General features: G+C 42.2%; 18 protein-coding genes and 1 tRNA gene. 5 read left to right on the top strand and 14 right to left on the bottom strand.

Going from position 1 to position 23,744, the window contains the following annotated elements; genetic code table 11:
• Positions 1–18: 18 nt before the first annotated feature.
• From CWC02_RS10800 to CWC02_RS10790, 3 genes are all read right to left on the bottom strand, one after another.
• Complete coding sequence (locus CWC02_RS10800) at positions 19–522, bottom strand: Mpo1 family 2-hydroxy fatty acid dioxygenase (RefSeq protein ID WP_138618162.1); 504 nt, start codon at positions 520–522, stop codon at positions 19–21.
• 105 nt (positions 523–627) lie between these two features.
• Positions 628–1,032 carry a V-type ATPase subunit a family protein gene (locus CWC02_RS10795; protein ID WP_249364097.1) on the bottom strand — a complete coding sequence of 135 codons (405 nt, stop codon included), beginning with the start codon at positions 1,030–1,032 and terminating at the stop codon, positions 628–630.
• A 54-nt stretch (positions 1,033–1,086) separates the two neighbouring features.
• Positions 1,087–1,749, bottom strand: a complete 663-nt coding sequence (locus CWC02_RS10790) for a Crp/Fnr family transcriptional regulator (RefSeq protein WP_138618158.1) — start codon at positions 1,747–1,749, stop codon at positions 1,087–1,089.
• A 109-nt stretch (positions 1,750–1,858) separates the two neighbouring features.
• On the opposite strand from CWC02_RS10790, the gene CWC02_RS10785 reads away from it, so the two are divergent.
• Together CWC02_RS10785 and CWC02_RS10780 are read left to right on the top strand one after the other, a co-directional pair.
• A complete protein-coding gene (locus CWC02_RS10785) occupies positions 1,859–3,148 on the top strand; it encodes an amidohydrolase (protein ID WP_138618156.1) in 1,290 nt (429 codons plus the stop codon).
• Between the two features lie 116 nt (positions 3,149–3,264).
• Positions 3,265–3,894: a trimeric intracellular cation channel family protein gene (locus CWC02_RS10780; RefSeq protein WP_054553032.1), complete on the top strand. Its 630-nt coding sequence runs from the start codon at positions 3,265–3,267 to the stop codon at positions 3,892–3,894.
• On the opposite strand, the gene CWC02_RS10775 is transcribed toward CWC02_RS10780, so the two are convergent.
• The 8 genes from CWC02_RS10775 to CWC02_RS10740 all read right to left on the bottom strand — a co-directional run bounded on the left by CWC02_RS10775 (position 3,891) and on the right by CWC02_RS10740 (position 19,291).
• Positions 3,891–4,346, bottom strand: a complete 456-nt coding sequence (locus CWC02_RS10775; RefSeq protein ID WP_138618154.1) for a GNAT family N-acetyltransferase — start codon at positions 4,344–4,346, stop codon at positions 3,891–3,893. The genes CWC02_RS10780 and CWC02_RS10775 overlap by 4 nt on opposite strands.
• The gene (gene recD / locus CWC02_RS10770; RefSeq protein ID WP_249364096.1) at positions 4,333–6,399 is read right to left on the bottom strand and encodes an exodeoxyribonuclease V subunit alpha; all 2,067 of its coding nucleotides are present in this window, start codon (positions 6,397–6,399) and stop codon (positions 4,333–4,335) included. The genes CWC02_RS10775 and recD overlap by 14 nt, the downstream gene beginning before the upstream one ends.
• Complete coding sequence (gene recB / locus CWC02_RS10765) at positions 6,396–9,971, bottom strand: exodeoxyribonuclease V subunit beta (RefSeq protein WP_138618142.1); 3,576 nt, start codon at positions 9,969–9,971, stop codon at positions 6,396–6,398. The genes recD and recB overlap by 4 nt, the downstream gene beginning before the upstream one ends.
• Positions 9,958–13,281 carry an exodeoxyribonuclease V subunit gamma gene (gene recC, locus CWC02_RS10760; RefSeq protein WP_138618139.1) on the bottom strand — a complete coding sequence of 1,108 codons (3,324 nt, stop codon included), beginning with the start codon at positions 13,279–13,281 and terminating at the stop codon, positions 9,958–9,960. Before recC ends, recB begins: the two co-directional genes overlap by 14 nt.
• Before the next feature lie 153 nt (positions 13,282–13,434).
• Positions 13,435–14,496: an alkaline phosphatase D family protein gene (locus tag CWC02_RS10755; RefSeq protein WP_138618136.1), complete on the bottom strand. Its 1,062-nt coding sequence runs from the start codon at positions 14,494–14,496 to the stop codon at positions 13,435–13,437.
• On the bottom strand, positions 14,493–15,620 hold the full coding sequence (locus CWC02_RS10750; protein ID WP_138618134.1) for a sulfatase-like hydrolase/transferase: 1,128 nt from the start codon (positions 15,618–15,620) through the stop codon (positions 14,493–14,495). The genes CWC02_RS10755 and CWC02_RS10750 overlap by 4 nt, the downstream gene beginning before the upstream one ends.
• 57 nt (positions 15,621–15,677) lie before the next feature.
• Complete coding sequence (locus CWC02_RS10745; RefSeq protein WP_138618132.1) at positions 15,678–18,035, bottom strand: TonB-dependent receptor domain-containing protein; 2,358 nt, start codon at positions 18,033–18,035, stop codon at positions 15,678–15,680.
• A 212-nt stretch (positions 18,036–18,247) separates the two neighbouring features.
• On the bottom strand, positions 18,248–19,291 hold the full coding sequence (locus CWC02_RS10740; RefSeq protein ID WP_138618130.1) for an alkene reductase: 1,044 nt from the start codon (positions 19,289–19,291) through the stop codon (positions 18,248–18,250).
• Positions 19,292–19,575: 284 nt separating this feature from the next.
• On the opposite strand from CWC02_RS10740, the gene CWC02_RS10730 reads away from it, so the two are divergent.
• Positions 19,576–20,157 carry a TetR/AcrR family transcriptional regulator gene (locus CWC02_RS10730; protein ID WP_138602417.1) on the top strand — a complete coding sequence of 194 codons (582 nt, stop codon included), beginning with the start codon at positions 19,576–19,578 and terminating at the stop codon, positions 20,155–20,157.
• A gap of 85 nt (positions 20,158–20,242) precedes the next feature.
• Positions 20,243–20,641 (top strand): DUF2750 domain-containing protein, encoded by a 399-nt coding sequence (locus tag CWC02_RS10725; RefSeq protein ID WP_138618128.1) that lies wholly within the window; start codon positions 20,243–20,245, stop codon positions 20,639–20,641.
• A 27-nt stretch (positions 20,642–20,668) separates the two neighbouring features.
• Here CWC02_RS10725 and CWC02_RS10720 read toward each other — a convergent pair whose 3' ends face one another.
• Positions 20,669–21,553 carry an AraC family transcriptional regulator gene (locus CWC02_RS10720; RefSeq protein ID WP_138618126.1) on the bottom strand — a complete coding sequence of 295 codons (885 nt, stop codon included), beginning with the start codon at positions 21,551–21,553 and terminating at the stop codon, positions 20,669–20,671.
• 229 nt (positions 21,554–21,782) lie between these two features.
• Here CWC02_RS10720 and CWC02_RS10715 point away from each other — a divergent pair, with 229 nt between their 5' ends.
• The gene (locus tag CWC02_RS10715) at positions 21,783–22,307 is read left to right on the top strand and encodes a carboxymuconolactone decarboxylase family protein (protein ID WP_138618123.1); all 525 of its coding nucleotides are present in this window, start codon (positions 21,783–21,785) and stop codon (positions 22,305–22,307) included.
• 10 nt (positions 22,308–22,317) lie between these two features.
• Here CWC02_RS10715 and CWC02_RS10710 read toward each other — a convergent pair.
• Positions 22,318–22,405 (bottom strand) — tRNA-Ser (locus CWC02_RS10710).
• Between the two features lie 151 nt (positions 22,406–22,556).
• The gene (nadA, locus tag CWC02_RS10705) at positions 22,557–23,597 is read right to left on the bottom strand and encodes a quinolinate synthase NadA (RefSeq protein WP_138618121.1); all 1,041 of its coding nucleotides are present in this window, start codon (positions 23,595–23,597) and stop codon (positions 22,557–22,559) included.
• Positions 23,598–23,744 lie beyond the last annotated feature (147 nt).

Genomic DNA, 23,744 nt, shown 5'->3' with positions numbered 1-23,744 from the left:
TGTTCCTTTTTATTGTTGTTATGCTTTGTTAGGCCCTGCATGTTGTTCGATATGATCAGCAATATCTTTATAAAAACCAAGCATAATCAAAAACTCTGCTAATACAAATAACGGCCCTATGACCAAACCAATTAAATCATCAACAAAGGCTGGCTTTTTACCTTCAAAATAGTGACCAATAAACTGAAACACCCAACCAACAACGAAACTGCCAATGCTCACAGTTAGCCATAACTCTGTTGAAAGCGACACCACAGGCTCAGCAGCAATGCTTAACAAACTTATGCATACAGCCATAATTAACCCCATAGATAAGCTAAGCATTAAGTAATAAAGACAGGTGAGCGCAATTACCACGGTTGCCAAGGAGATAACAGCAGGCTCTGAGATAAGCGTGACGCGTTGCAATAAACAAATAATTGCAAACACAATTAGTGGGATGCCGATAAAGTGAGTGACAATATTGCGTTTAGAACGGTGATAGAGGGCGTAATTTGTCAGTTGTTGTTTTAACGTTTTCATTTTTTTTTCCTGCCAAAACTGTGTTCAAAATTCAGATTAGCAGAAAATTCACCAACAAGAATGTCAACTAGCCGACATTTAAAGTTGCTAGCTTAAACTCACACATTAAACCAGCGCATCAATAACTTTGCCTTTTTCAGCTTCTGGTCGCATACCCATGCGTTCGCGACCTTTTTGATACTCTTCATCGAGCATCGCTTGCAGCTCATTCATTTTTTCTTGCAGTGCTTTAGTATCGGCACCTTGTTGTTGCATTTGTTCAGCAAGCTTCTCTATTTGCGCTTTTATTTCATCAATTTTCTCTTTATCAACCCCGAGCCGCTGATAAACCAAAGCTTCTTGAGCTTGTGCTAAAAAAGAGCTGGACTCAGGCTGCTTTTGTAAAAGTTGTTGTGCTGAAGATGCTGGCGTATGCATGGCTTTCACACCCTCAGTGCGAGCCGTTTGCGACAGCTTAGCAGCAGCCGAAGCGTGATAAGGGTTATATTGATTATGAAATGTAATTGCCACAAGTTGTCTTCCATTTAAGCTTGATTTTAACTTTGTAGCAATTTTAGTTCCAAGCTAGCATTGAGATTGCAATTTATCGATATCAACAATTTCAATCGATTGATATTTAAGGTTAATAATTGAGTCAGCTTGCAGGGATTGTAATATTTGGTTAATGGTTTGCCGTGTTAAATAGGTCATATCGGCAAGTTGTTGCTGGGTAAGCGGCAAACAGCTTTGGTGTGACGATTGAAAAAGCATGCATAACCGCTTACTCACCTTTTGCTTTGCTGTAAGGAGTGCGTGATCTTCTAATGAGTCAAACAGGTTTCGCACTTTATTGGTAAGCAGCAGCCCAAAGTCATGCCAATAAGCGGGATGCTCTTGTAATAACTGAGTTAATGCCCGCTCAGGTACGTGTAAAAGTCGTACCGCAGTTTGAGCATACACATCGTGGGTGCGTTGACCACCATCAAACAGAGCCACTTCACCAAACCACATTGCACTGGTTACAAAACTGAGCACCGCTTCTTTGCCTTGGCTATTAACCCCAGAAACTCTAAGCACGCCATTAATAACACAATACAGACCGGTATTTTCATCACCACGCAAAAACAATGCATCACCCGCATTTAAGGTGATTAATTTAGCATTTTTTACTAGCTTGTCCCTAAATATTTGTGTGCGATTTTTAAACCATTTGTCTTGGTTAATTACCGAAAGGTCTTGTTCATTCAAGTGTTTATCCTTTACATTGGATTAGTGTGCATATATCCAAGCCATCTCAAAATGCAGAATTCAGCGTTTCACAGGTTGTTTGGATATCCAAATAATAAAAGGATACGGGATGTTAAACAAACTACTTTCGACCAGCCTACTTCTCAGTGCTATTTCTACCCCTGCATTTGCTAGTGATATTAATTCTGAACTTAAATCTGCAAATAAAAGCGTCAGCGAAAAAGTCATTAAATGGCGCCGTCATTTGCATCAAAACCCAGAGCTTAGTAACCGTGAGTTTGAAACAGCTAAATACGTTGCTAAGCATTTACGTTCTCTAGGCCTTGAGGTTCAAACAGGTGTGGCACATACCGGTGTGGTTGCCAAACTTAAAGGGGGCAAAAAAGGTCCGCTTATTGCGCTGCGTGCAGATATGGATGCACTCCCTGTTAAAGAGCAAGTAGACTTACCTTTCGCGTCAACTCAAACAACAGAGTACAAAGGTAATACCGTTGGCGTAATGCATGCCTGTGGTCATGATAACCATGTGGCTATTTTAATGGCAGCCGCTGAGTCTTTAGTAAAAATTAAAGAAGAGCTCGCGGGTGATATTCTGTTTGTCTTCCAACCTGCTGAAGAAGGTGCACCAGATGGCGAAGAAGGTGGTGCTGAGCTTATGCTTAAAGAAGGCTTATTTAAAGAAAAGCCAGAAGCCGTATTTGGTTTACACGTAACCAGCTCTCTTAATACCGGACAAATTGGTTTTCGTGAAGGGCCGCTAATGGCCAGCGCCGACAAATTTACAATCACAGTAAAAGGTCGCCAAACTCACGGCTCACGCCCTTGGAATGGGGTTGACCCAATTGTGGCGTCATCACAAATTATTATGGCAACACAAACTATTTCCTCACGCCAAGTTGATGTAACCAAAGCGCCTTCGGTGGTTTCATTTGGTGCCATTAATGGCGGTGTGCGTAACAACATCATCCCTGATCAAGTTGAAATGGTTGGCACAATCCGTACCTTTGACCAAGAAATGCGTGCTGACATTAAAAAACGTTTAGCTAAAACCGCTGAGATGGTAGCTGAATCAAGTGGCGCAGAAGCCCATGTTCACATTGACCATGGTTACCCAGTAACAGTGAACGATGTTAAATTAACCAAGAAAATGACACCAACACTTGCTGGTGTAGTTGGTAAAGAAAACCTGATCACAACACCACTTATCACAGGTGCTGAAGACTTTAGTTACTACGCCTTAGAAACACCAGGCATGTTCTTTTTCTTAGGTGTCACACCAAAAGGTCAAGATGCAGTTACAGCACCAAGTAACCATTCACCACACTTTTTTGCAGACGAAAAAGCTTTACAGCTTGGCGTAAATGCAATGACGCAATTAGTGGTTGATTACCTAAAATAATAATTATTTTCTTACCGGCGGGTGACATCACTACCCGCCCTATTTTCTTAGCTGTTCAGCATCAATAAAGTTCATTTTGCTAGGGTTTAGTTACTATAAACAGGTAAGGAAACCCCATGACATCAGAATACTTTCATTTTTTAAGCATTATCGGTGTAGCGTTTTTTGCTATTTCCGGCACCTTGCTGGGCCATGAAAAAAGTGTTGGTGGTTTTGGTGTGGTGGTTGTTGCCACAGTCACAGCTCTAGGTGGTGGCACACTTCGAGACATATTGCTTAACAAACCAGTATTTTGGATAGCTCAGCCCGATTATTTGTACGCAACTTACATAGCCATATTCGCGTCTATTCTATCAATTCGTCACTTACCCGATTTAAGTAACACCACCATGCTATTAATGGATGCCGTAGGGATGGCAATTTTCAACATTATTGGTATCGAAAAGGCGCTGATCGGCGGCGCAGATATGATTGTTGCCATCACCATGGGTATGACCACAGGTATTTTTGGTGGCCTGATGCGTGATGTGATCTGCCGAGAAGTGCCTTTAGTAATGGGTGAAGAACTCTATTCAACCGCTTGCTTATCTGGCGGGTTAACTTACGCGGCTTTATTCACCCTGGAGGTGAGTTATATTTGGTGCATTCTTGGCGCATTCGCTGTGACGGTCTGTTTAAGATTAGGCGCCATACACTTTGGTTGGCAACCTAACCTGTTTCGTAAAAGCAGCTTTAAACGCTCTTAGCAAGTCATATAAATACAGCCATCGAGTGGCATGTCCGATGGATACTGGGTTTGTATAAACCCCATTTTTTCATAAGCTGTTTTAGCAAGGGTATTGTGACTATACACAAACAACGACAAACTATCGCAGTTCAGTTGCTGTTTACCCTGCTCTCCTAGTAAATTTATCAACACTTTTGCAAGACCTTTACCACGTTCACTTGGCGCGATAACTAGCCGCCCTAAATGGCAACGACCTTCACGTAAATAGTATTGACCAAACCCTAACATCTGGCCCTCGTCATTAATCAACGCGAAGGAATTCAGCGCATCTAGGTTTAAATCATTTTTAAAGCTTTGCGTATCAAATGGGTAATTAAAAAATGGCCCAGACCAAATACGCAGTTCAGCCTCTGAGTTAAACCAACCCATTAACTCGTTGAGTTGGTCACTCGTTACTTTAACTAGCTTCATGTTTTAACCTATCGTATAAACCCGATGCACGAGTAATAGACTTATTCATTGCCATGAGCAATACATTTTTATCGGCCACCAGCTCAAATGTGGTTTTCGCGCGGGTGATACCCGTGTAAACCAACTGCCTGTTAATGCCCTGATTAGCCTGTTTTATTGGTGGTAAAATCATTGCTGTGTAAGCAAATTCAGAACCTTGCGACTTATGAATTGTCATGGCATACACTTTATCGTGAGCAGGTAAACGTGCGGGCGAAAAGGCGCGAATATTTTCTTGTTCATCAACAAACATGGCTTTTAACTGACCTTGCTCATCGTGCATTAAAATACCTATGTCGCCATTAAACAGTTTTAACTGATAGTCGTTTTGGCTGATCATAATTGGCATACCCACGTAATGCCTTTGATATGGCGAAATTAAGCCTTGTTGAGCCAGTGCTTTTTCAATACGCTGATTCAGGCTATTTACACCGTAATCACCCTCTCTGACGGCAGCCAGTAACTGATAATGCGCAAATGCTTTATGCACACTGGCAACACTTGCCCCTTGCTGGATAAGCTGCAAATAATCGTGGTATTGCAACGCCGCTTGTTGCACAAATTGCTCAATCGGTTTACTGATCACGCTGTAATTAAGTTTAAGGTCTTTAAAGCCACCTTGATTAATCGTTTGCTCAACATAGCCCAGTAAGCCACTGTTATTGGTATTTACAGCTTGTGCTAATTGACCAATGCCGCTGCTACCATCAAAACGATAACTTTGCTGTAAAAACGCAATACAATCGTTAAGTACAAAATGACTGCTCGCCGCGGGTATTTCGCTCTGATTATTAAAACAAACGCGATTAAGCTGCGCTGCTCTTTCACTACTGTAATCAGGCATTTTGCCAAGCTCTAACCCTTGGCATAGGTCGCTAAGAATACTGCCCGTATCAACCGAGGCTAATTGGTCTTTATCACCCAGTAAAATAAGCCTTGCATGGCTCGGTAATGCCTCGATTAGTTTTGCCATTAGTGACAAATCAACCATCGATGCTTCATCAATGATCAGTACATCTAAATGCAGTGGGTTACGCTTGTTATGGCGAAACTTATTGGTATGCGGAATAACACCCAGTAAACGGTGAATCGTTTGCGCACTGTCAGGAATAAGTGGCGCGATATTATTAGGGATCATACTGAGCTTTTGCTTTGCCCCTAAAATCGACTCGGTTAAACGCGCTGCTGCTTTGCCTGTCGGTGCAACCAGCTTAATTGTTAGCGGCGCACTGGCATACAAAGATTGTAATATGGCTAGTAGCTTAGTTACCGTGGTGGTTTTACCGGTACCTGGGCCCCCAGTGATCACACTAAAGCCTTTTGTTGCAGCAATCGCACAGGCTACTTTTTGCCAGTTTAATGTTTTAATAGGATCGCTTAGGTTGGTTGTATGTTCACTATTAGGAAAATACACCTCAAGTAATGACGTTAATTCAGCTTCATCAAGTGTGAGTTCTTTCGTTGCTAAATGATGTAAACGCGAAGCCAGTGTGGTTTCGTACTCTGCCAAGCGGGCAAAATAAAGTTTATTCGCAAACAATAGCAGTGGTTTGTCGTCCCCGACACACTCAGCATTCATTAGTTTATTAACAGCCTCATTAAGGCCAAATTCTGTCGCAAACGGGGTTAAAACCTCAGGGGCTGCAATGCTGGCATCAGCAAAGCTTTGCTCTCTAATTTCAAACGGATTTTGCCAGTTTATATTCGCAAGCTCTAAACAACTGTGCTGACTTTGCTGCGCGGCCGCAAGTAATAAAATCAGGTAAAACACTTCGTTGTGCGCTGCTTCGTTATTCTCTACCAGTGTTTCTGTGCCAGTCAATAGCTCTGCGAGTTTAACATCAACTAAGCGAATACGTTTTGCCTCAAGTAAATAACTCAGTAAAGGCTGCGTTTTAACCTCTGTGACAGGTAACACTGAGTCGCTTTGGGCATGTTGTGCTGGCTGCTGTGGTTGCTTATTCATTGGCTCGTTTGGCTCATGGTCATCAAAGCCGAATGTCATTTGACTCATAGCATGGCTCCTTGTGCGAATAAGCTATCAAGCTCAGTTAATTGCTGTTTTGTAAGCTGATTAAAGTACACCCCTTGCCCTTCGCTCATACCACGTAAGAAGGTGTAGTAAACACCCCCTAAATGCGTATCGCTATCGTAATCTTGAATACGTTGTTTTAATAAACGGTGCAATGCCACGGTATATATCAAGTACTGCAAATGATACTGGTGACTGGTCATGGCTTGTTCTAGTTGCTCATGTTGGTAATCAGCCGCACTGTTACCTAAAAAGTTCGATTTATAATCAAGAATATAATACTTACCCTGCCAGCAAAATATTAAATCTATAAAGCCTTTTAGTAAGCCTTGCACCTCACTAAAATCAAGCTGCCCGGGTAAATTAAAGTGCTTTACCAACACTTGGTTAAGCTTATCGCTTGAGAGTGACAACAGCGGTAAGTTAAATTCCATTTCGACCAAACAGGTATCAGGTTCAAGTACTGATAAACTAAGCCCTTTATCGTTTAATGGGCAATTCAGTGCGGCAAGGATCCACTGCTCGGTCATTTCCTGCCAGCTATCGTCAATATGGTATTTTTCGAATAACGTTTTGATCACTTTATCAAGGGCGTGGTCGTCTTGCTCGCTGACTGGGCGCTTTAACGCATAAGGGTCGGTAAAGTCTAATTGCTCAAAGATTTCATGCAAACAACTACCCGGCTTTGCCCCTTTAGGGAAGCTGTAAGGAGTTAAAGCATTGGCATTTTGGGCTAAAAACTCATCTTTTTCGTGATCTTCATCACTGCGACCAAGCTCAATATGATCAGTATGCTTTTTCAGCGTTAAGCTACTAAAGCTGGTTGAGCGCCAATCACGCTGAATGTCTGCTTTAACAATATTAACTTGATAGGCTTGCTCACTGTCTGTACCAGCAAATGTTAACTTTTCAAGCTCATCTGCTTGGCTAAACGCCTCATAATGCATGTGCGCAGAGCCATCACAAAATTGTTGTAACAATGCGCGCCATTCATCGCCCGATTTAATCTCTAACCCTGCAAATAATACGTGGCCAATGCTGGTACTTTGAATTCCAGGGCGAGCACTGCGACCTTGGGCAATGTTATACATACCCACAGAACAAAAATGCACGGCACGAGTCAGCGCCACATAAAGTAAACGTAAATCTTCAGCTAAGCGCTCTTGCTCTGCTTTTTGCATTGCGTCGTCACTTTTAGCAAGATCATAAATCAACTTACCGTCTTTATGATAAAGGGCTTCTTTGCTTTCGCGATAGCCACAGGCAAACGGCATGAATACAATCGGGTACTCTAAGCCTTTTGAAGCGTGCATGGTGACAATTTTCACCAAATTAGCATCGCTTTCTAGCCGTACTTGCACCGCTTCACCATCTTGTTGACTAACTTTTTGCGCAAACCAACGCAGCAATCGATGGGTTCCCTCAAGCTCAATTTGCTTTTGCTGTAATATTTCCCCTAAATGGCGGAAATCGGTGAGCCAGCGTTCAACGTTGTAACCTAAACCTTGCCAACGCGCTGCAAGCTGATTATGGCTTAATAAACGCTCGAGCATCGCCATAGCGCCTTGTTTATGCCAAATGTGAGCAAGCTGAGCAAAAAAGTTTAAATGCTCTTGCCATGCACTTTCATTTTCGTGAAGTTCATAAATGTGGTTGTAACTTAAGCAAAACAATGGCCCTGCTAGTACACCACGCAGTAATGATTCATCATACTGTCCATGCAAGGCCGTTAAAAAGTTCAGTAAATGATGACTAAGCTCTTGGTTAAAAACACTATCTCGCGACAAATATACGCTGGCAATAGCGGCTTCTGCCAGTGCTGTTTTCATCAGCTGTGCTTCGTTTCGGTCACGCACTAACACACAGATATCGGCGGCAGTGAGAGGCTTTCCTGCAATAGTTGCAGCGCCTGCATCAGCTTGCTTGAGTAGCTCAGTAATTTTTTTCGTATACTGCAAAGCCAATGCCTGTTGAGCCACCCCTTTGCTGGTTGGCTTGTTGTTCGCTTCGGCGTATTCATCAACAAAAACCGAAAATTCAAACGCACTTGGCATTTCACCGTTTATTAAAAACGCTTTGTCTTGCTGTTTTCCCTTCGCATTAACCTTTTGAAATGGGATTGCGTCGTTGTAAATAAAGCTATTTTCATTTTTAGCAAATAAACGGTTTACGCTATCAACAACCCCTTCACTTGAGCGGTAGTTGGTATCTAGGGTGTATTGCTTATCATCTGAAACAGCTTGTTTTGCGCCAATATAAGTAAAAATATCTGCACCACGGAAACCATAAATAGCCTGTTTTGGATCACCTATCATGGCAAGCGTGGTGTTTTTAATGCCATAAATGCGGCTAAAAATACCATATTGAACTGGGTCAGTATCTTGGAATTCGTCAATCATGGCAACCGGAAACAAAGTCGCAATTTTTTCACTTAACGCTTGGCCTTGCTCACTTAAAAGTGCCTGATGCAAGTTACTCAGTAAATCATCTGGAGTAATAACGCCTTGCTCTTGCTTGCGTTTAACTAATGCATTTGCGACCCATTTAGCTGCGTATTGCACTATCGCAATATTCAAGCCGTTATTGATAAGGCTACTGAGTTTAGCCATTTCATCAAACTGAGCCAGCATTTCATGACTCAGCAAGCTGCCGTTTTTCTTGTAATTTGCAGGGTCGCTTAAATTCTCTGTGCTCCACACTTCGAACGAGTATTTACTGGTACCAAATACAAAAAATAGCTCATCATTGTTTATATACTCTTCAAGCGCAGCAAGGCTGTTTTTTCGACCTGGAGTTTTTGAGCCACTTAAATCAGACGCTTTTACGGCATTAATAAATTCACTCTCACGGCACGCCTTTTTAAATGCTGGTACTTTTGTCACAAAGTTGTCGCGCGCTTGCCATATTTCATCAAGGTCATACTCAGGGGTAATTGTTGCCCCTTGTTTATTGAGTAAACTCACCACCTGTGAGTACAGTGACGCTGGCACAGGGAAAATATCGGTAATTGCTTGCGTGCGCTCTTTTGATTGTGGGTAAACAAAGGCACGCCAAAAGTCATTAAGGGTTTCTTGAATAAGCTCACGCTCATCTAAAATAAACTCTAAGTTAAACGCCACGCCGGATTCAAAGGCATGTTGTTTCAGCATTCGCTGACAAAAACCATGAATGGTGAATATAGCGGCTTCATCCATCGACTTTGCCGCAGCGTCTAGCAAATCAAATGCGGCGTGTTTGTCAGTTACCTCGTTAATTATTTGCTCAATCAGCTCATCATCAGGCTTTTTACCAAGCAGAGCATCTCTGGCATTGATTATACGCGCCCTTACACGGTCTTTAATTTCTTGAGTTGCAGCCTCAGTAAAGGTCACCACCAGTATTTGCTCAACACTCAGCGGCGTATTTAATTGTTCATCTTCACCAGTCGCTTTTTGTAAGCCCAACAAATACCGTAAATACAAACCTGTAATGGTGTAGGTTTTACCTGTACCGGCACTGGCTTCAATAAGGCTTTGCCCACACAGTGCCATACTCATTGGGTTAAGCGTTTGCATGATCTGCCTCCTGTGCTAATTCAACAATTGGCGATAACAGCAGCTCGCTCCATTTTATAAACTCTTCTTCACAGTCTTTAAGGCTTTTAATGGTTAAGCGAATGTATGGGTTTTCACCTTCACCTATGCCTATGTATTGCGGCGCGAATTTATTGTTTGCTTTAACCATGTCTTTATCTGTTTTTATGTACTCGTAACCACTGACCGGAAAAAACGCCACTGGGCGAGTTAAAAGCGTTTTATAAAGCGAGAACCAATCGTTTAAATACTTGCGGGCATCGTCTTCTGACAAGGGTGAAAAACTAATTTGCTTGTCTAAACCAAGAATAAGGGTTTCGACTGGCTGACCCATTATTTGCGCCGCTAAATGATGCACAAAGCCACGAATTACATCTTTTGCTTTAATACTGGCGGTGCGATAAAACACCTGTTTTTGACCATAAATATGATTTAACCAACCCTCTAGTGTGGTATTGGCTATTTTAATATTTACTTCAACGGGTAATGCTTCATCACCTTGAATATGCGCTTTAACTTGCCCTGCAAGCGCATCAACCCGGTGCTGCATACTTTCAAACACAAGATCGCCAACATGGGCTTGGGGTAATTCACCGCGCTGCATTATTTGCGCTTTATTAAGCGGTAGCTCTTGAATGCTGGCTTCGAGAATTTCGTCTAGGTAAAAGTAGCGACGTAATGCGTCTAAACTAAATGGCTCTTCATCTTTAGCAATATCGTTAAATTGCGGTAAGCGTAAACCCAAACTTTGTTGATAAAAGCTCTCGTGCGGCTGGCAAATACTGCGAATAAACTGAGTTAACTCAACACTGCTTTCTGGCTGTACACTAAGCGCTTTCTGTGGCTCAGGGTTAACAGCTTGAGTTGGCATCCACACAGGGTTATAGCTGTGTAATTGTGTGGCTAACTGTTTGTTTGCTTTTTGCTCGTCATCTGATTTCTCTGTTAGATAATAAGCTGGGTTAAATGGCTGTAAGTGCTGATAATTAATCAATGCCTCTGGTAGTTTTAAGTGAGTGTCTTGAACAGCAAATTCAAAACTACGGGCTATGTATTCCAAAAGCTCGCTCACTAAAGTTGAGGGCATTCTTGGTTGGTTATCAAAACAAGAACGACCAATATAACTGATGTATAGATTCTCACGGGCACTTAAAATCGCTTCTAAAAACAGGTAACGGTCATCAAGTTTGCGAGAGCGGTCGCCTTTTTGGCGTTTTGAGAAAGGCACTAAGTCAAAACCGATTGGCTGAACGGTACGCGGGTAATCTGCATCATTTAAACCTAGCATGCACACCACTTTAAATGGCACTGCACGCATTGGCATCAGCGTACAAAAGTTAACTTGCCCCACTAAAAAGCGCTGTCCTACGCCTTTTTCTTGAATACCTTGTTTTACAAGGTAACTAACAATGCGCTGCGAAACAGCTTGTTGGTAATCACCATTGTCATAATGCTTAATCAGTGTATCGAGCACTTTTTGCAGCACTAATAAATCCCAGCTTTGTTCGCCTTCATCGCTATATATATCGTTTAATAACTCTTTTAGAATATCTGCCTTTTCGTTAAGCGGTGCATCAGCTTGCAACTTAGTTTTATAACGGGCCAGTACATCAATAAATTCAATAAGTTTATTTAAGGTATTCAGTGCCATACCTTCAACTTCATCGGCACTGTAAATCCCCGAAAACGGCAATTGCTCATCACGTTGTGCAACACCTAATAACAAGCGGTTTAGGCCATGTTGCCAAGTATTTAAATCTATTGCGGGTAAGCCAAAACTGTCTTTGTGAGCGGCATCTAAGCCCCATTTAACGCCAACGCGTTCAAGCCAAAAACCAATTTGCTCATATTCATGGGCTTCGAGGTTAAACTTTTCGGCAATTTGTGTAACTTGCAGTAAATCAAGAATGTCAGATACACCAAAGCGTGAGTAAGGTAAATCGGCTAAACTAGCAAACGAGCTAAGTACTGGTTTTTCTTGCTCTATCGCTAAATCGGCTAACGCATAAGGAATAAAACGTCGCCCTTCGGCACCACCAAACACCGCCTCAATATACGGGCTGTATGTGCCAACATCTGGCATCATTACAATAATATCTTTTGGTGTTAGCGCTTTATTTTCATTGAATAAATTGAGTAAGTAATCATGTAGTCGTTCTACTTCACGAAGTGGCGTGTGACAATCGCTCAGCACAATACTGGTGTCATAAGTCTGAATCGGCAATTTGCCTTCGTCATTAATAAACCATTCTTTATCAGGCGTTAGTGATTCTCCCTTAAAAGCTAATTGGTAAATTTCAGACTGAATTTGCGATAGCAAGCTTTGATCAAACTCGTTATCAAATCCGTCAAGCCACTGCGCGTCTAGTTGTAGTAACTGCTCAAAATAGTCTCGGCCTAATTTACCCCACGACGAGAGTAACGGGTTACCAATAAAAAAGTACTCGTGATCAGGGTTTTTAGCGCTGTCTTCAAGCGCTTGCAACTGCGGGCGTTTAGCATATTTAGCAGCAATCTTGGCTGCTGTTTTTTCATCGAGTGTGTCGCCCCAATAATGCTCACTAGGGTTAAAGAAAAACAAAAACACCTGCGTTTTTTTCGCAATGGCCTGAAATACTTCAAGCTGGCTACTCGCAATTGCAGAAATACCAAATAAACTAATGCGCTCAGGTAATAGGCTTGCGTCCATTTCTTCAAGGGCTGCAAGGAGTTTGTCTTGCATATTGGCGCGGTGATATTGGCTTTGCCCTAGTTCTTTACTGTGCGCCACCAGCTTACGCCAGAGATCTGGCTGCCATGGTGCAATGCCCACATCAACATCATCAAGTTCATCGATACCCTGCTCCCAAGTGGCAATCCAATTAGGGCGATACATTAAATATTGGTCATAAACGTCGGCAATTTTCTCGCACAAAGCAAAGGTTTTTTGCCCTTCACTGTCACCATCTAAATAGGTTTTAAGTGGTAAGTACAGCGGCTCATCAATGCAGTTTGGTAAAATAGCAAACAGCTTCCAAGCAAGGTTCGCTTTGTTATACGGTGATTCACTGGGTACATCAGGCAATAATTGTTGGTAAAGCTGCCATATAAAACTCGAAGGCAGCGGAAAATCAACCTGAGCGGCAATCCCTAAGTGTTCGCTTAAACCTATTTTTAGCCACTGCGACATACCCGGTGACTGCACAAGCACAATTTCTTTTTTAAAAGGGCTCGTTAACGGATTAACTTTAAGAAGTGCGTGAAACCGCGCTTGCAGTGCTTCCATGCGATTTGATTGAATTATATTCAGCACTTTACACTGTCCTTGCTTGAAACTAACTAATTGACACAGTGTAAGATATTTTAATTAGATGGGATAGAGAGAAATACCCGCAAACAAGGCTTATTCCATGTTTGCAGGCATGTGCTGCGGGCATGTGTTTAGGATATGCGCAGCAGGCAATATTTACTGGTATGGACTTATCGTTGATAACGCGAACTCAGTGTGCATTATCTCATCACCCTTAATACCTTTAAGCGCAATACGAATGGTAGGGTCTGCTTTTTCCCAATCGATTGTTAAATCGCCGTAGTTTACCTCATGAGTGTAATCACCCACACGGTGTTTATTAGGGCTAACATCTTTCCACTTTTCTGTAAGCCCAGAACTAGTCATCTCATATAACGGGTAATCTAGGTTTTGTTGATATTTAGACAGCTCCCCCCAATGGGTATCGCCACTGACAATAATTACACCATTTACTTTATGTTTTTTAATAAGCGCAAATAAACGCTCACGATCAGCTGGATAATTTGCCCATGACTCCCAACCTGTAAAATCAGCTAATAGCTGCAAGCTTGAGGCAATGATTTTTATCTTCTCATCTGACTTAAGCTCTTGTTCGAGCCATTGCCATTGGCTTTCGCCAAGCATAGAGGCGTTTTTATCAGTTGTTGGGCTATAAGGCCCTTGTTTTGCAGGTTTTCGTTCAAGCTGATAGGTCATCGCCGATACGTGATTTAACGGTGCGCGATTAAAACGCAGATCAGGCATGATCACCTTTACTGTTTGCTCACCTTCACCGTACGTGTACGAAGTGTAAATACCATCTTCACGGGTCCTGCGAGCAGAATCCGCAGGCTCTTGCCAAAAGTCTAGCATGATTTTTCGTGATTGCTGTTTTTTGGGGTATTCGCTGCCAGCGTCATTTTCGCCATAATCATGGTCATCCCACATGGCAATGATTGGCGTATTCGCACGTAATGTTTTAAAGCCCGGCTTTTGCCCTAAACGTTGATATTTATCAGCAAGTACCGACATATCTTCGGTATCACCATAAATGTTATCGCCAAGGAACATAAATAAATCGGCTTGCTCTTTGTTGATAGCATCAAAAATCGGAATAGCCTTGTCTTGATGACCACATGAGCCAAACAAAATTTTAATTGGCGCGGCAATCGCACTCACACTACTAACGAGCATTAACCCAGATAAGGCGCTTTTAAACAAACTAAAAGTTAAACTCATTTTAAAATCTCCTTAATTGGCGCGGCCATTTTCGGGTTAACTTGCTGACTGTTGACGCCTAAAATATTCAGCACAGTTGCCGCTACTTGCGCTTGTTTGAGCTCATTGCTTGGCTTAATTAAGCCTGTTGCTTTTATATCTGGGCCAATAGCTGCTAACCAAATATGCTCAGAGCCAACAATGCCGTTTGGAAAACGCTGCTTTCCTTGCTCTGAACGTGCCAAAGCACGCTTCGAACTATGATGCTGCCAATCATCAGCATGACTGCCACGGCCATGATCGGTCGTGATGATCAATGTGGTATTGTCTTTATAGCCCGGTGTTTGTTGAATTGTTTGCCAAAGGTCACGGATAAACGCATCACTTTGTTTAGCCGATTTTAAATAGGCATCGTATTTACCGTTATGAGCAAAGTCATCGGTTTCACCCAAGCTAATAACCAGCAAACGCGGCTGTTTATTTAATAAATATTGTTTGGCAAATCGGTAGGTAAAGCTGTCGAGACGCACATTATGCCAAGGGCTTGGGATCTCGCTTTGCATTTGGTTTAGCAGAGTCACTTCCCCTGACTTCACCGCATCAAAAGTTTCAAAGCCAGCATTAACAAACACTCCACTGCGCTCACGATTTACAATATAGGGGAACACATCCCAGCTACCAAAAAGCGCGGTTTTACCTTTAAACTCTGGCTGAGAATTTAAACTCTCTAAAATGGTTTTATTCGGGTTAGGCACTTTATCGTTGCTATCGATATTTTCGTCTACTATGCCGGTTAAAATTTCACTGTAACCTGGGTATGAGAAATACCACGGGTTGCTTACCGACATGAATGAGCCTTGAGTTCTATCGCCAATCAAAACGCCCTGCTTTGCCAATGTTTCACTAAAAAATGGCATTAACGCTTGAGTTCGCTGTGCTTGATCATCTCGCCAAAAAAGCGCCTTTAGTTCATCTGTATTTGCAACAAAATCAGTGTTATCAATAAGGTTCTCATCAGCCCCTGAGAAAACTTCTTGCCAGCGAAGCCCATCAAGAGTAACAAGCACAACATTGTCGGCAGCTTTACAGCTTATGCTTAAAAGTGATGCTGCCACCACCGCCGTGGCTAAAATTATTTTTTTCATATCTCACCTGCAAAAAAGCCCATCAACGATGGGCTATTTAAAACGTTAGCTTATTACTTAAAACTGCGCTGTAAGTGTTAAAGCTGCGGTACGTGGTGCACCAATAAAGTAGGTAGAGCCATTACCTGTGCCACCTGCGAGATATGATTTATCAAACAGGTTATTCACCACAAATGCAAGGTCGATTGATTTAAACACGCCTGAATCAAGACTGGTGTTATAACCAATGTTTAAATCAACCAAAGTGTAACCATCAACCTCGTTACGCGAACGGGTTTGCTCATCAGTCCATGCACCTAAACGCTCACCTGTGTATTTAGCCGATAAACCAAAGCGGAAATCACCACTGTAGTAATCTGCCGATACCACAAATAAATCTTGTGCTGAGTCAATCACTTCATCACCCGCTTTAAAGCTAGCTGATGCATCCTCAAGTAACTCACCATCGCTGTTATAAGCACTTGGGTCGTTCGATTGATACTCAGAGTTATTGTAGGTATACGATGTGTAAAGGTTCCATTTGTCAGTCAGCATATAACTTGCTGAAAGCTCCACACCCGTTGACTCAATACCACCAACGTTGATGTAAGAACCGTTCGTACCAATGGTGTAATCAATTCCATCTGTATCACTGCCCGGAGCAATAAAGGTAATACGGTTATCAAATTCAATGCTGTAAGCGGTTGCCGTTAAGCTTAAGCGGTCATCACTGTAACGCAAACCTAGGTCGATGTTTTCAGCTGTTTCAGGTTCAATTTCGGTCAGTGTTGATGAATCACGTTCAAGTACACCATCTTTAATTGCCGCAAAGTTTTCGCTGTAGCTGGTGAATAGCTCTGTGCTTGCAGATAGCTGATACAACACCCCGCCGCTGAATAGTACGTCAGAATCACTGTCGATTTTATCTGAGTATTCATCTTCAAAATGGTTATAACGCTGCAGCTCAACAAGATACTGTTTAGCACCTAAATTAAGCGTGAAATCACCTAAACTGATTGAGTCTTGTATGTACCATTTGAATGTATCGGTTTCAAAGGTGTTTTTGTACTGTGTCCAATACGGCGTATGGTCAAAGTGATGATAGACACGGGCATCAATAACTTTATGCCAGTCACGTGATTCATCGCGGTCTGTTTGTTCAAACCAAAAGCCGGCTTCAATATCATGATTGCCAAGCGTTACTTGGTACTCACCGGTCATACCTAAGCGGTCTTTTTTGTAGTGAGTATGACGATACGACATAACCGGAATGGCATTATCTGGGTAACAGGCTGGGTTTAAGCCGGGGCCAGATGACCATGGCCACTCTAAACTTGCCGTACAACCTGCAGCAGGTGCAAGTGGATTACCGTCGCTGTCGGTGAAGCCGTAGCTACCAGCGTTTTCGCCGCCAATCGTTGTTGGGTTGCCATCGCCATCAACCGGTGATGTTAAATAAGGCGGGATCCAATCGCCACGACCTGAATTCTTATGATAGTAAGGCGACAAGCTTAAGTTTGAAGTGGCACTTAACGCGTAATCAAACTTTACATACGCAAGGGTATTTTCACGCAGTGTACCCCAGCCCTCAGCAAACATTTGATCAAAATGCGGCACGCCTGTCCAATTCCAAGTTAAACGATCCCAATCAGGGTTTTGTTCAAATTCACTAATACTGATGCTGTTATAGTTAATTTCATGAACATCATCATACGAAACACGACCTGTTACAGTTAAGTCACTAAAGTCTGATACAAACTTCGCTTCAATGTGCTGATTGTCTTTACCACCATTGCTACCATCACCAACCCAGCGGCTGGTATCTGTTTGCGAATAGCTGATATAGGCTTGCGTGTTATCAAACACAGTGCCGGTTTCGTGCTTAACAAAGTAACGGCTAGCGTTATGATCGCCCGTTGTGTAAGCAAACGTAGTGCTTTGCTCGGTACTCGGTTGTGCACTCACAAAATTGAAAGTACCGCCTAATGCTTCAAGTGATGCTGAAGCAATATCAGACGTACCTTGCCCTACTTCAACCGTTGCTAAGTTTTCGCTGTCTAAGTAACGGTTTGCTTTTGCACCGCCACCATAGTTAGAACCACCATTAGGAATACCATCAATCGTCATACCTAATTGCTGTTGATTACCATCAATACTAAAGCCACGCATAGTAATGGTGGTTGACCAATCGTCACCACCGAATGCATCACCTTCGTTGATGCTAATACCCGGTAGGTTATCAATCACGGCTAACACACTTGATACTGAACTTTGTTGCTCAAGCATGGCAGGTTCAATAACGTTGTTTGCATAACTGGTTGGCTTTGCAACAACGGTAATTTCTTCAATTTCGTTATTCGTGTTTGCATTTGCCGATGTTGCTAAAAGCGTTGCGACTACAAGGCTTAGCTTTGTTTTTTTAGTTACTGTGCTCATTGTTTTTCCAAGGTTACGTATTTAAAAGCGGGCACAGTATGCAGAGCGTGTATGACATTTAGGGTCAAAATTTTTGACACAACAATTAAACAATTAATGCATTTTCATGGCAGATTTAAGACTTAACTGTTTAATAAATAAGAAAGTATTAGAAAAAACGCCCAGTTAAATTAACTGAGCGCTTGTTGGTTGGACAATATTATTAGGTTTGCTTAAATCAGTTCAGCCAGCATTTCGTCGCTGTATGGTGTTAACGCTTCACCATTTTTAACTTTACTTATGTAATCTGGGTTCGCAATGAATGGGCGACCAATCGCAATTAAATCAAATTGGTTGTTATCGATAGCTTGATTAGCCGACTCAAAGCTATAGCTACCTACCCCTACTAACGTACCTTTGTACGCTCCGCGCATATATTCAGACGCTGACTTATCACCTAAGCTTGCAAAGCGCATGCTGTCATCAAAAATACCAACATGTAAGTAGGCAAGGTTACGTGTTTCAAGCGCTGGTAATAGATAATCAAATACCGCTTTATCACCATCGCTTTCGGTCATATTAAAATACGCCCCTGGCGATAAACGTAATGCAGTTTTATCTGCACCAATTGCTGCCACGACAGCATCAACGACTTCAAGAGCAAAACGTGACATGTTTTCTGGTGTTTGCCCGTATTGATCTTCACGTTGGTTGGCAGCAAAGTGTAAGAATTGATCGATTAAATAACCATTTGCACCATGAATTTCAACGCCGTCAAAACCCGCTTCAATAGCGTTTTCGGCGGCTTTTGCGTAATCAGCTATTAAACCTTGGATGTCTTCAATGGTTGCCGCTTTTGGAGTAACGTAAGTTAACTCGCGCATTCTTGGTACCGACCCCTCTACACCAATTGCTGATGGTGCTAGTACATCACCACCAAAAAAGTGAGGGTGTGCAACACGACCTACGTGCCAAAGCTGAGCAAACATTTTGCCGCCTTTTGCGTGCACAGCATCGGTGACTTTCTTCCAACCTTGAATTTGTTCGCTAGTAAATAGACCCGGTGTATTTGGATAACCTTGTGAATCTGGGCGGATAATCGTTGCTTCGCTAATAATTAAACCCGCATCAGCACGGCGCGCATAATAGTCAACCATTGCTTGGGTAGGTACGAGATTATCGTCGCTCATACAGCGTGTAAGGGGTGCCATTAGTACACGGTTTTGCAACTCAATGCTGTCATTTAATTTAAACGGAGAAAGTAAATCGGTTGTCATGGTTTTATCCTTATCTTGAACATACATTCAAGATAAGGGCGAAACAAACATACTTCAAGGTTTATTTTGAATAATCGTTCAAGATTACGTAAACTTCGTTTATACCAATTCGCTTAATTAAGTGGTCTATTTTGAGGCAAGAAAACCTCGTTGATAACAAGGCAAAAATTTCGTTATTTAGTTGTTCTAAATCAGAAATTTTTAACACGGGTAGCGACAGGTTTAATCCCTCAAAATGACTAAGTATTATTGCGGATTGGTATTATAAACCGTGAGGAGCTTTAATGAGAACTGCTGAATTTGATACTGAATTTGTACTACGCCAAGCCATGCATGCTTTTATGAAATATGGCTATGCGAAGACCAGTATGCAAAAATTAAAAGAAGTGACTCACCTTCACCCGGGTTCTATTTACGCGGCTTATGGCAACAAAAAAGGCTTGTTTTTAGCCGCCACCGAGCAATATCAAAAAGACAGAAACCAACAATTTACAGCCCTTTTTAATGACCAACAATCAATTTTATCAACTCTTAAACATTACTTAACTGTGATTGTTGATGAGTGTATTGAAGGTGAAGTAGCTAAAGTATGCTTACTTACGAAGAGTATTTCTGAGGTTGAAGGCAATGACCCACAAATTTGCACTGTGCTGCGTAGCAACCTTAATGCATACGAGCATGCCCTCGCTGAGCAACTTCAAAAAGCCCTAGATAACAACGAATTTGTAAGTAGCAAGTCAGCGCAACAACTTGCACGCTTTTTAGTCATGGGCATATACGGTATTCGTACCTATGCGCTGACAAATCAAGACCCTAAATCTCTGCAACAACTTGCTGACGATCTATTTGCTGCATTAGTAAATTAATTTAGCTAATAACTTTACTTGTCATATTAATTTATCACCTTATGATTAAGGTGTAGCTGTGTATAACTAAAAGAGTGAGCCTGTCATGAATAATGCAACTGCTAAACGTGTTGAAACTGAATTTGATACTGTACTCGCCTTAGGCGCAAAGAAACGACTCGCTTATATGTTTGAAACGGTACAAGAGTTTAAACAAGTGTGGATCCTCAATGATGAACATGGCTGCGTCATGCTCTCAAACGAAGATGACGACTGCGTGCCTGTATGGCCTAGCCGCGAATTTGCCCAAAGTTGGGCAACCGGTGAATGGCAAGACTGCACACCAAAAGCCATCCCTGTAAAAGACTGGTTAAGCCGCTGGACACCAGGCCTTGAACAAGATGACTTACTTATTGCTGTATTTCCAACAGACCAAGACGACGGCACCATTTTATTCCCCGATGAGTTTGACTCACAACTGAGAATGCCAAAAAGACGATTTTAAATACAAGGGAGCCATGCGCTCCCTTTTTTATGCGATTTGTTGTAACCGCAGTGCTGAAATATCTTTAATCGGTGGCTTGCCAAAAAAGCGTGTGTACTCGCGGCTAAACTGCGATGGACTCTCGTAGCCCACTTTTAAAGCCGCAGAGCCTACATCAATTCGCTCATTCAGCATTAATTGCCTTGCCGCTTGTAGCCGTAGATTTTTTACATATTGCAACGGGCTCATTTTTACTACATCACGAAAATGCAGCCTGAATGTCGAGGGGCTCATGTGTGCATCACGGGCCAAATCATCAATTGAAAATTGACTCGTGTAGTTTTCTTTTAACCAACATAAGGTCTTGGCGATTTTTTGATGGGAAGAGCCTGACATCACAATCTGCCTTAAATAAGGGCTATGCGGACTATTTAACAACCGCAATATGATTTCTTTTTTAATGAGTGGCGCAAGGTTAGCTTTTAATTGTGGCTCGTTGTCGAGTTGAATAAGCCTTAGTAAAGCATCAAGTAAGCCGTTATCAGTATCAACCACCGACATAGCTTGGTGCTTAGGGAACTTGTCTTGCCCTGCGAACTCCATTTCAGCAACAATGTGGCTAATTTGATGAGCATCTAAACGCAAGTAAAGGCCATAAAATGGCTGCTCTTTACTGGCACGAGTAATATGCGAGGCAACAGGCACATCGACTGAGGTCACCAGCGATTGCCCGTCAGTGTAATCATAACTATGTTCACCCAGCACAACTCGCTTTGCACCTTGCAAGCTAATGCCCAGTCCTAATTCATACACGCAGGCCATCGGCAATGAGACTTCGCTTCGTCTGAAAACCAATAACTCAGGAATTGCTGTTTCAAAATTACCGTCTGAAATCGCTATCGCTTTAACCGCTTCTATCAATGCCTGACGCATTTAGATTACCTCTAAGAAATACTCAATTAAGTGTATCACCGTAATTTGAGGTTAGGACCATTTTAGGTAACAGTTCGTTATTTTAGGCAAAAATTAAATCATTTATGGCAAGCAGAAACGGCCATCATCAACCATAATGTATTTTCAATTTTTCGATTGCATGCTCTTTGCAATCAGCCAATGCTACAAAACCTCAATACATTCAATATCTAAAATCAAAAGAGAAATTATGAACCATAACAACACGGATTTATTTGTGTTTGTCGCGATCGCTGCCTTGGTCACCGTTCATGACAAGCCCTTGTTAAAACGAGCATGTCAGCACGCATTGAATGATGGCGTTTCAATGCAAGAATTGTGTGATATTTTACCGCATATCAGTGTGTATTCTGGGGTGCCAAAATCATTGCTAGCACTGGAGGTTTTAAAGTCCCTTGATGATATTAAAGGTTCAAATACGTTGCTTATCAAACGCACAGAGCAGCAACTAAAAACCGCGCTCACATTCGGCCAACTACCTTTTGGTTTAGATCAGCAAAACAACAAGGTATTTGAGCTTGCCTCTTTAGGCGCTTTATTTGCATTAGACGATGCCAGCAGCTTAGTTAGCGAGCAACTTAAACGCTGTGTATTACTTGGTTATAGCCGTGAACAACTTGAATTATTAGTGATAGAACTTGCTAGGAAAGTCAGTAGCCACATAGCAATGCGCGCCAAATGTAATCTTGAAAAGCACTTTGCAATGGTGGGGTAAATTTAAGAAATGGCGGTGACGGAGAGATTCGAACTCTCGATACGTTGCCGTATACACACTTTCCAGGCGTGCTCCTTCAGCCACTCGGACACGTCACCTAAGGCGCTGCTTAGAGTTTAGCAGCGGCGTTATAGTATGAAAACAACCCTACAGACGCAAGGGCTTTTTAAAATTGTGCTGCTAAGTGATTAGTAATCAAACAAAAAAGGCAAGGTAAACACCTTGCCTTAAGTATATAGACGGTCGTTCTTAACGCTGAAGCGATGCTGAGAACTCTAACATACGATTAAGCGACTTTAATGCGCCTTCGCGTAAGTCCATATCAACAAACACTTCTTTACCTTGTGGATCTGTCAGTGCTTCTTCAATCGCTTTTAAGCCATTCATCGCCATCCACGGGCAATGTGCACAGCTTTTACATGTTGCGCCTTCACCCGCTGTTGGGGCTTCAAAGAATTCTTTCTCTGGGCATAACTGCTGCATTTTGTAGAAAATACCTCGGTCAGTCGCGACGATGAACTTTTTGTTGTCCATAGTTTGCGCTGCTTTGATTAGTTGGCTTGTTGAGCCAACCGCATCAGCTAAGGCTACTATCTCCGCAGGAGACTCTGGGTGAACCAATACAGCCGCATCTGGGTGTAAGGCTTTCATATCCTTAAGTGCTTTGGTTTTAAACTCATCATGAACGATACAGGCGCCATTCCACATGATCATGTCTGCACCTGTGTTCTTTTGAATGTAAGAACCTAAGTGTTTATCTGGACCCCAAATGATTTTTTCGCCTTGCTCATCAAGGTGCTCAACGATTTCTAGGGCACATGAAGAAGTAACAATCCAATCTGCACGCGCTTTAACAGCGGTTGATGTATTTGCATACACTACTACCTTGCGATCAGGGTGCTGATCACAAAACGCTGAGAATTCTTCAATTGGGCAACCTACGTCTAATGAACACGTTGCAGCAAGCGTTGGCATAACAACTGTTTTATTTGGCGTTAGGATTTTTGCTGTTTCGCCCATAAAGCGAACACCGGCTACCACAATTACATCTGCGTCGTGCTTAGCGCCAAAACGCGCCATTTCTAGCGAGTCAGCAACACAACCGCCTGTTTCTTCAGCTAGTGCTTGAATTTCAGGATCAGTGTAATAATGGGCAACAAGAACCGCGTTCTTGTCTTTTAATAATTGTTTGATACGTGCCTTATACTCAGCTTGCTCGTCTTTTGATAACGGAGCTGGCTTTGGAGGGAAGATATAATCTTCAGGCATAATTTGTTCAGCTAGACTCATTTCTCGACCACTTAGTCCACAGTGCATTCATGGCGCGAATTATACGAGAATCTTAAGCTAATGAACAGTATTGCTGTGAGCTGTTAAGATAAATAAAGGATAACTTAGAAAGAAAAGATAAATCAGGAATGGTGGGTCATGATGGAC

The sequence above is a fragment of the Pseudoalteromonas sp. S2721 genome, from assembly GCF_005887425.1.
GTDB classification, from domain to species: Bacteria; Pseudomonadota; Gammaproteobacteria; order Enterobacterales; family Alteromonadaceae; genus Pseudoalteromonas; species Pseudoalteromonas simplex.
Note: the sequence above shows the minus strand (reverse complement) of the source record. Positions and strands in the feature narration are given on the sequence as shown.

Coding starts and splice junctions, on each gene's coding strand:
- CWC02_RS10800 (WP_138618162.1), bottom strand. CDS start 522: ATGAAAACGTTAAAACAACAACTGACAAATTACGCCCTCTATCACCGT.
- CWC02_RS10785 (WP_138618156.1), top strand. CDS start 1,859: ATGTTAAACAAACTACTTTCGACCAGCCTACTTCTCAGTGCTATTTCT.
- CWC02_RS10780 (WP_054553032.1), top strand. CDS start 3,265: ATGACATCAGAATACTTTCATTTTTTAAGCATTATCGGTGTAGCGTTT.
- CWC02_RS10775 (WP_138618154.1), bottom strand. CDS start 4,346: ATGAAGCTAGTTAAAGTAACGAGTGACCAACTCAACGAGTTAATGGGT.
- recD (WP_249364096.1), bottom strand. CDS start 6,399: ATGAGTCAAATGACATTCGGCTTTGATGACCATGAGCCAAACGAGCCA.
- recB (WP_138618142.1), bottom strand. CDS start 9,971: ATGCAAACGCTTAACCCAATGAGTATGGCACTGTGTGGGCAAAGCCTT.
- CWC02_RS10755 (WP_138618136.1), bottom strand. CDS start 14,496: ATGAGTTTAACTTTTAGTTTGTTTAAAAGCGCCTTATCTGGGTTAATG.
- CWC02_RS10750 (WP_138618134.1), bottom strand. CDS start 15,620: ATGAAAAAAATAATTTTAGCCACGGCGGTGGTGGCAGCATCACTTTTA.
- CWC02_RS10745 (WP_138618132.1), bottom strand. CDS start 18,035: ATGAGCACAGTAACTAAAAAAACAAAGCTAAGCCTTGTAGTCGCAACG.
- CWC02_RS10740 (WP_138618130.1), bottom strand. CDS start 19,291: ATGACAACCGATTTACTTTCTCCGTTTAAATTAAATGACAGCATTGAG.
- CWC02_RS10730 (WP_138602417.1), top strand. CDS start 19,576: ATGAGAACTGCTGAATTTGATACTGAATTTGTACTACGCCAAGCCATG.
- CWC02_RS10725 (WP_138618128.1), top strand. CDS start 20,243: ATGAATAATGCAACTGCTAAACGTGTTGAAACTGAATTTGATACTGTA.
- CWC02_RS10720 (WP_138618126.1), bottom strand. CDS start 21,553: ATGCGTCAGGCATTGATAGAAGCGGTTAAAGCGATAGCGATTTCAGAC.
- CWC02_RS10715 (WP_138618123.1), top strand. CDS start 21,783: ATGAACCATAACAACACGGATTTATTTGTGTTTGTCGCGATCGCTGCC.
- nadA (WP_138618121.1), bottom strand. CDS start 23,597: ATGAGTCTAGCTGAACAAATTATGCCTGAAGATTATATCTTCCCTCCA.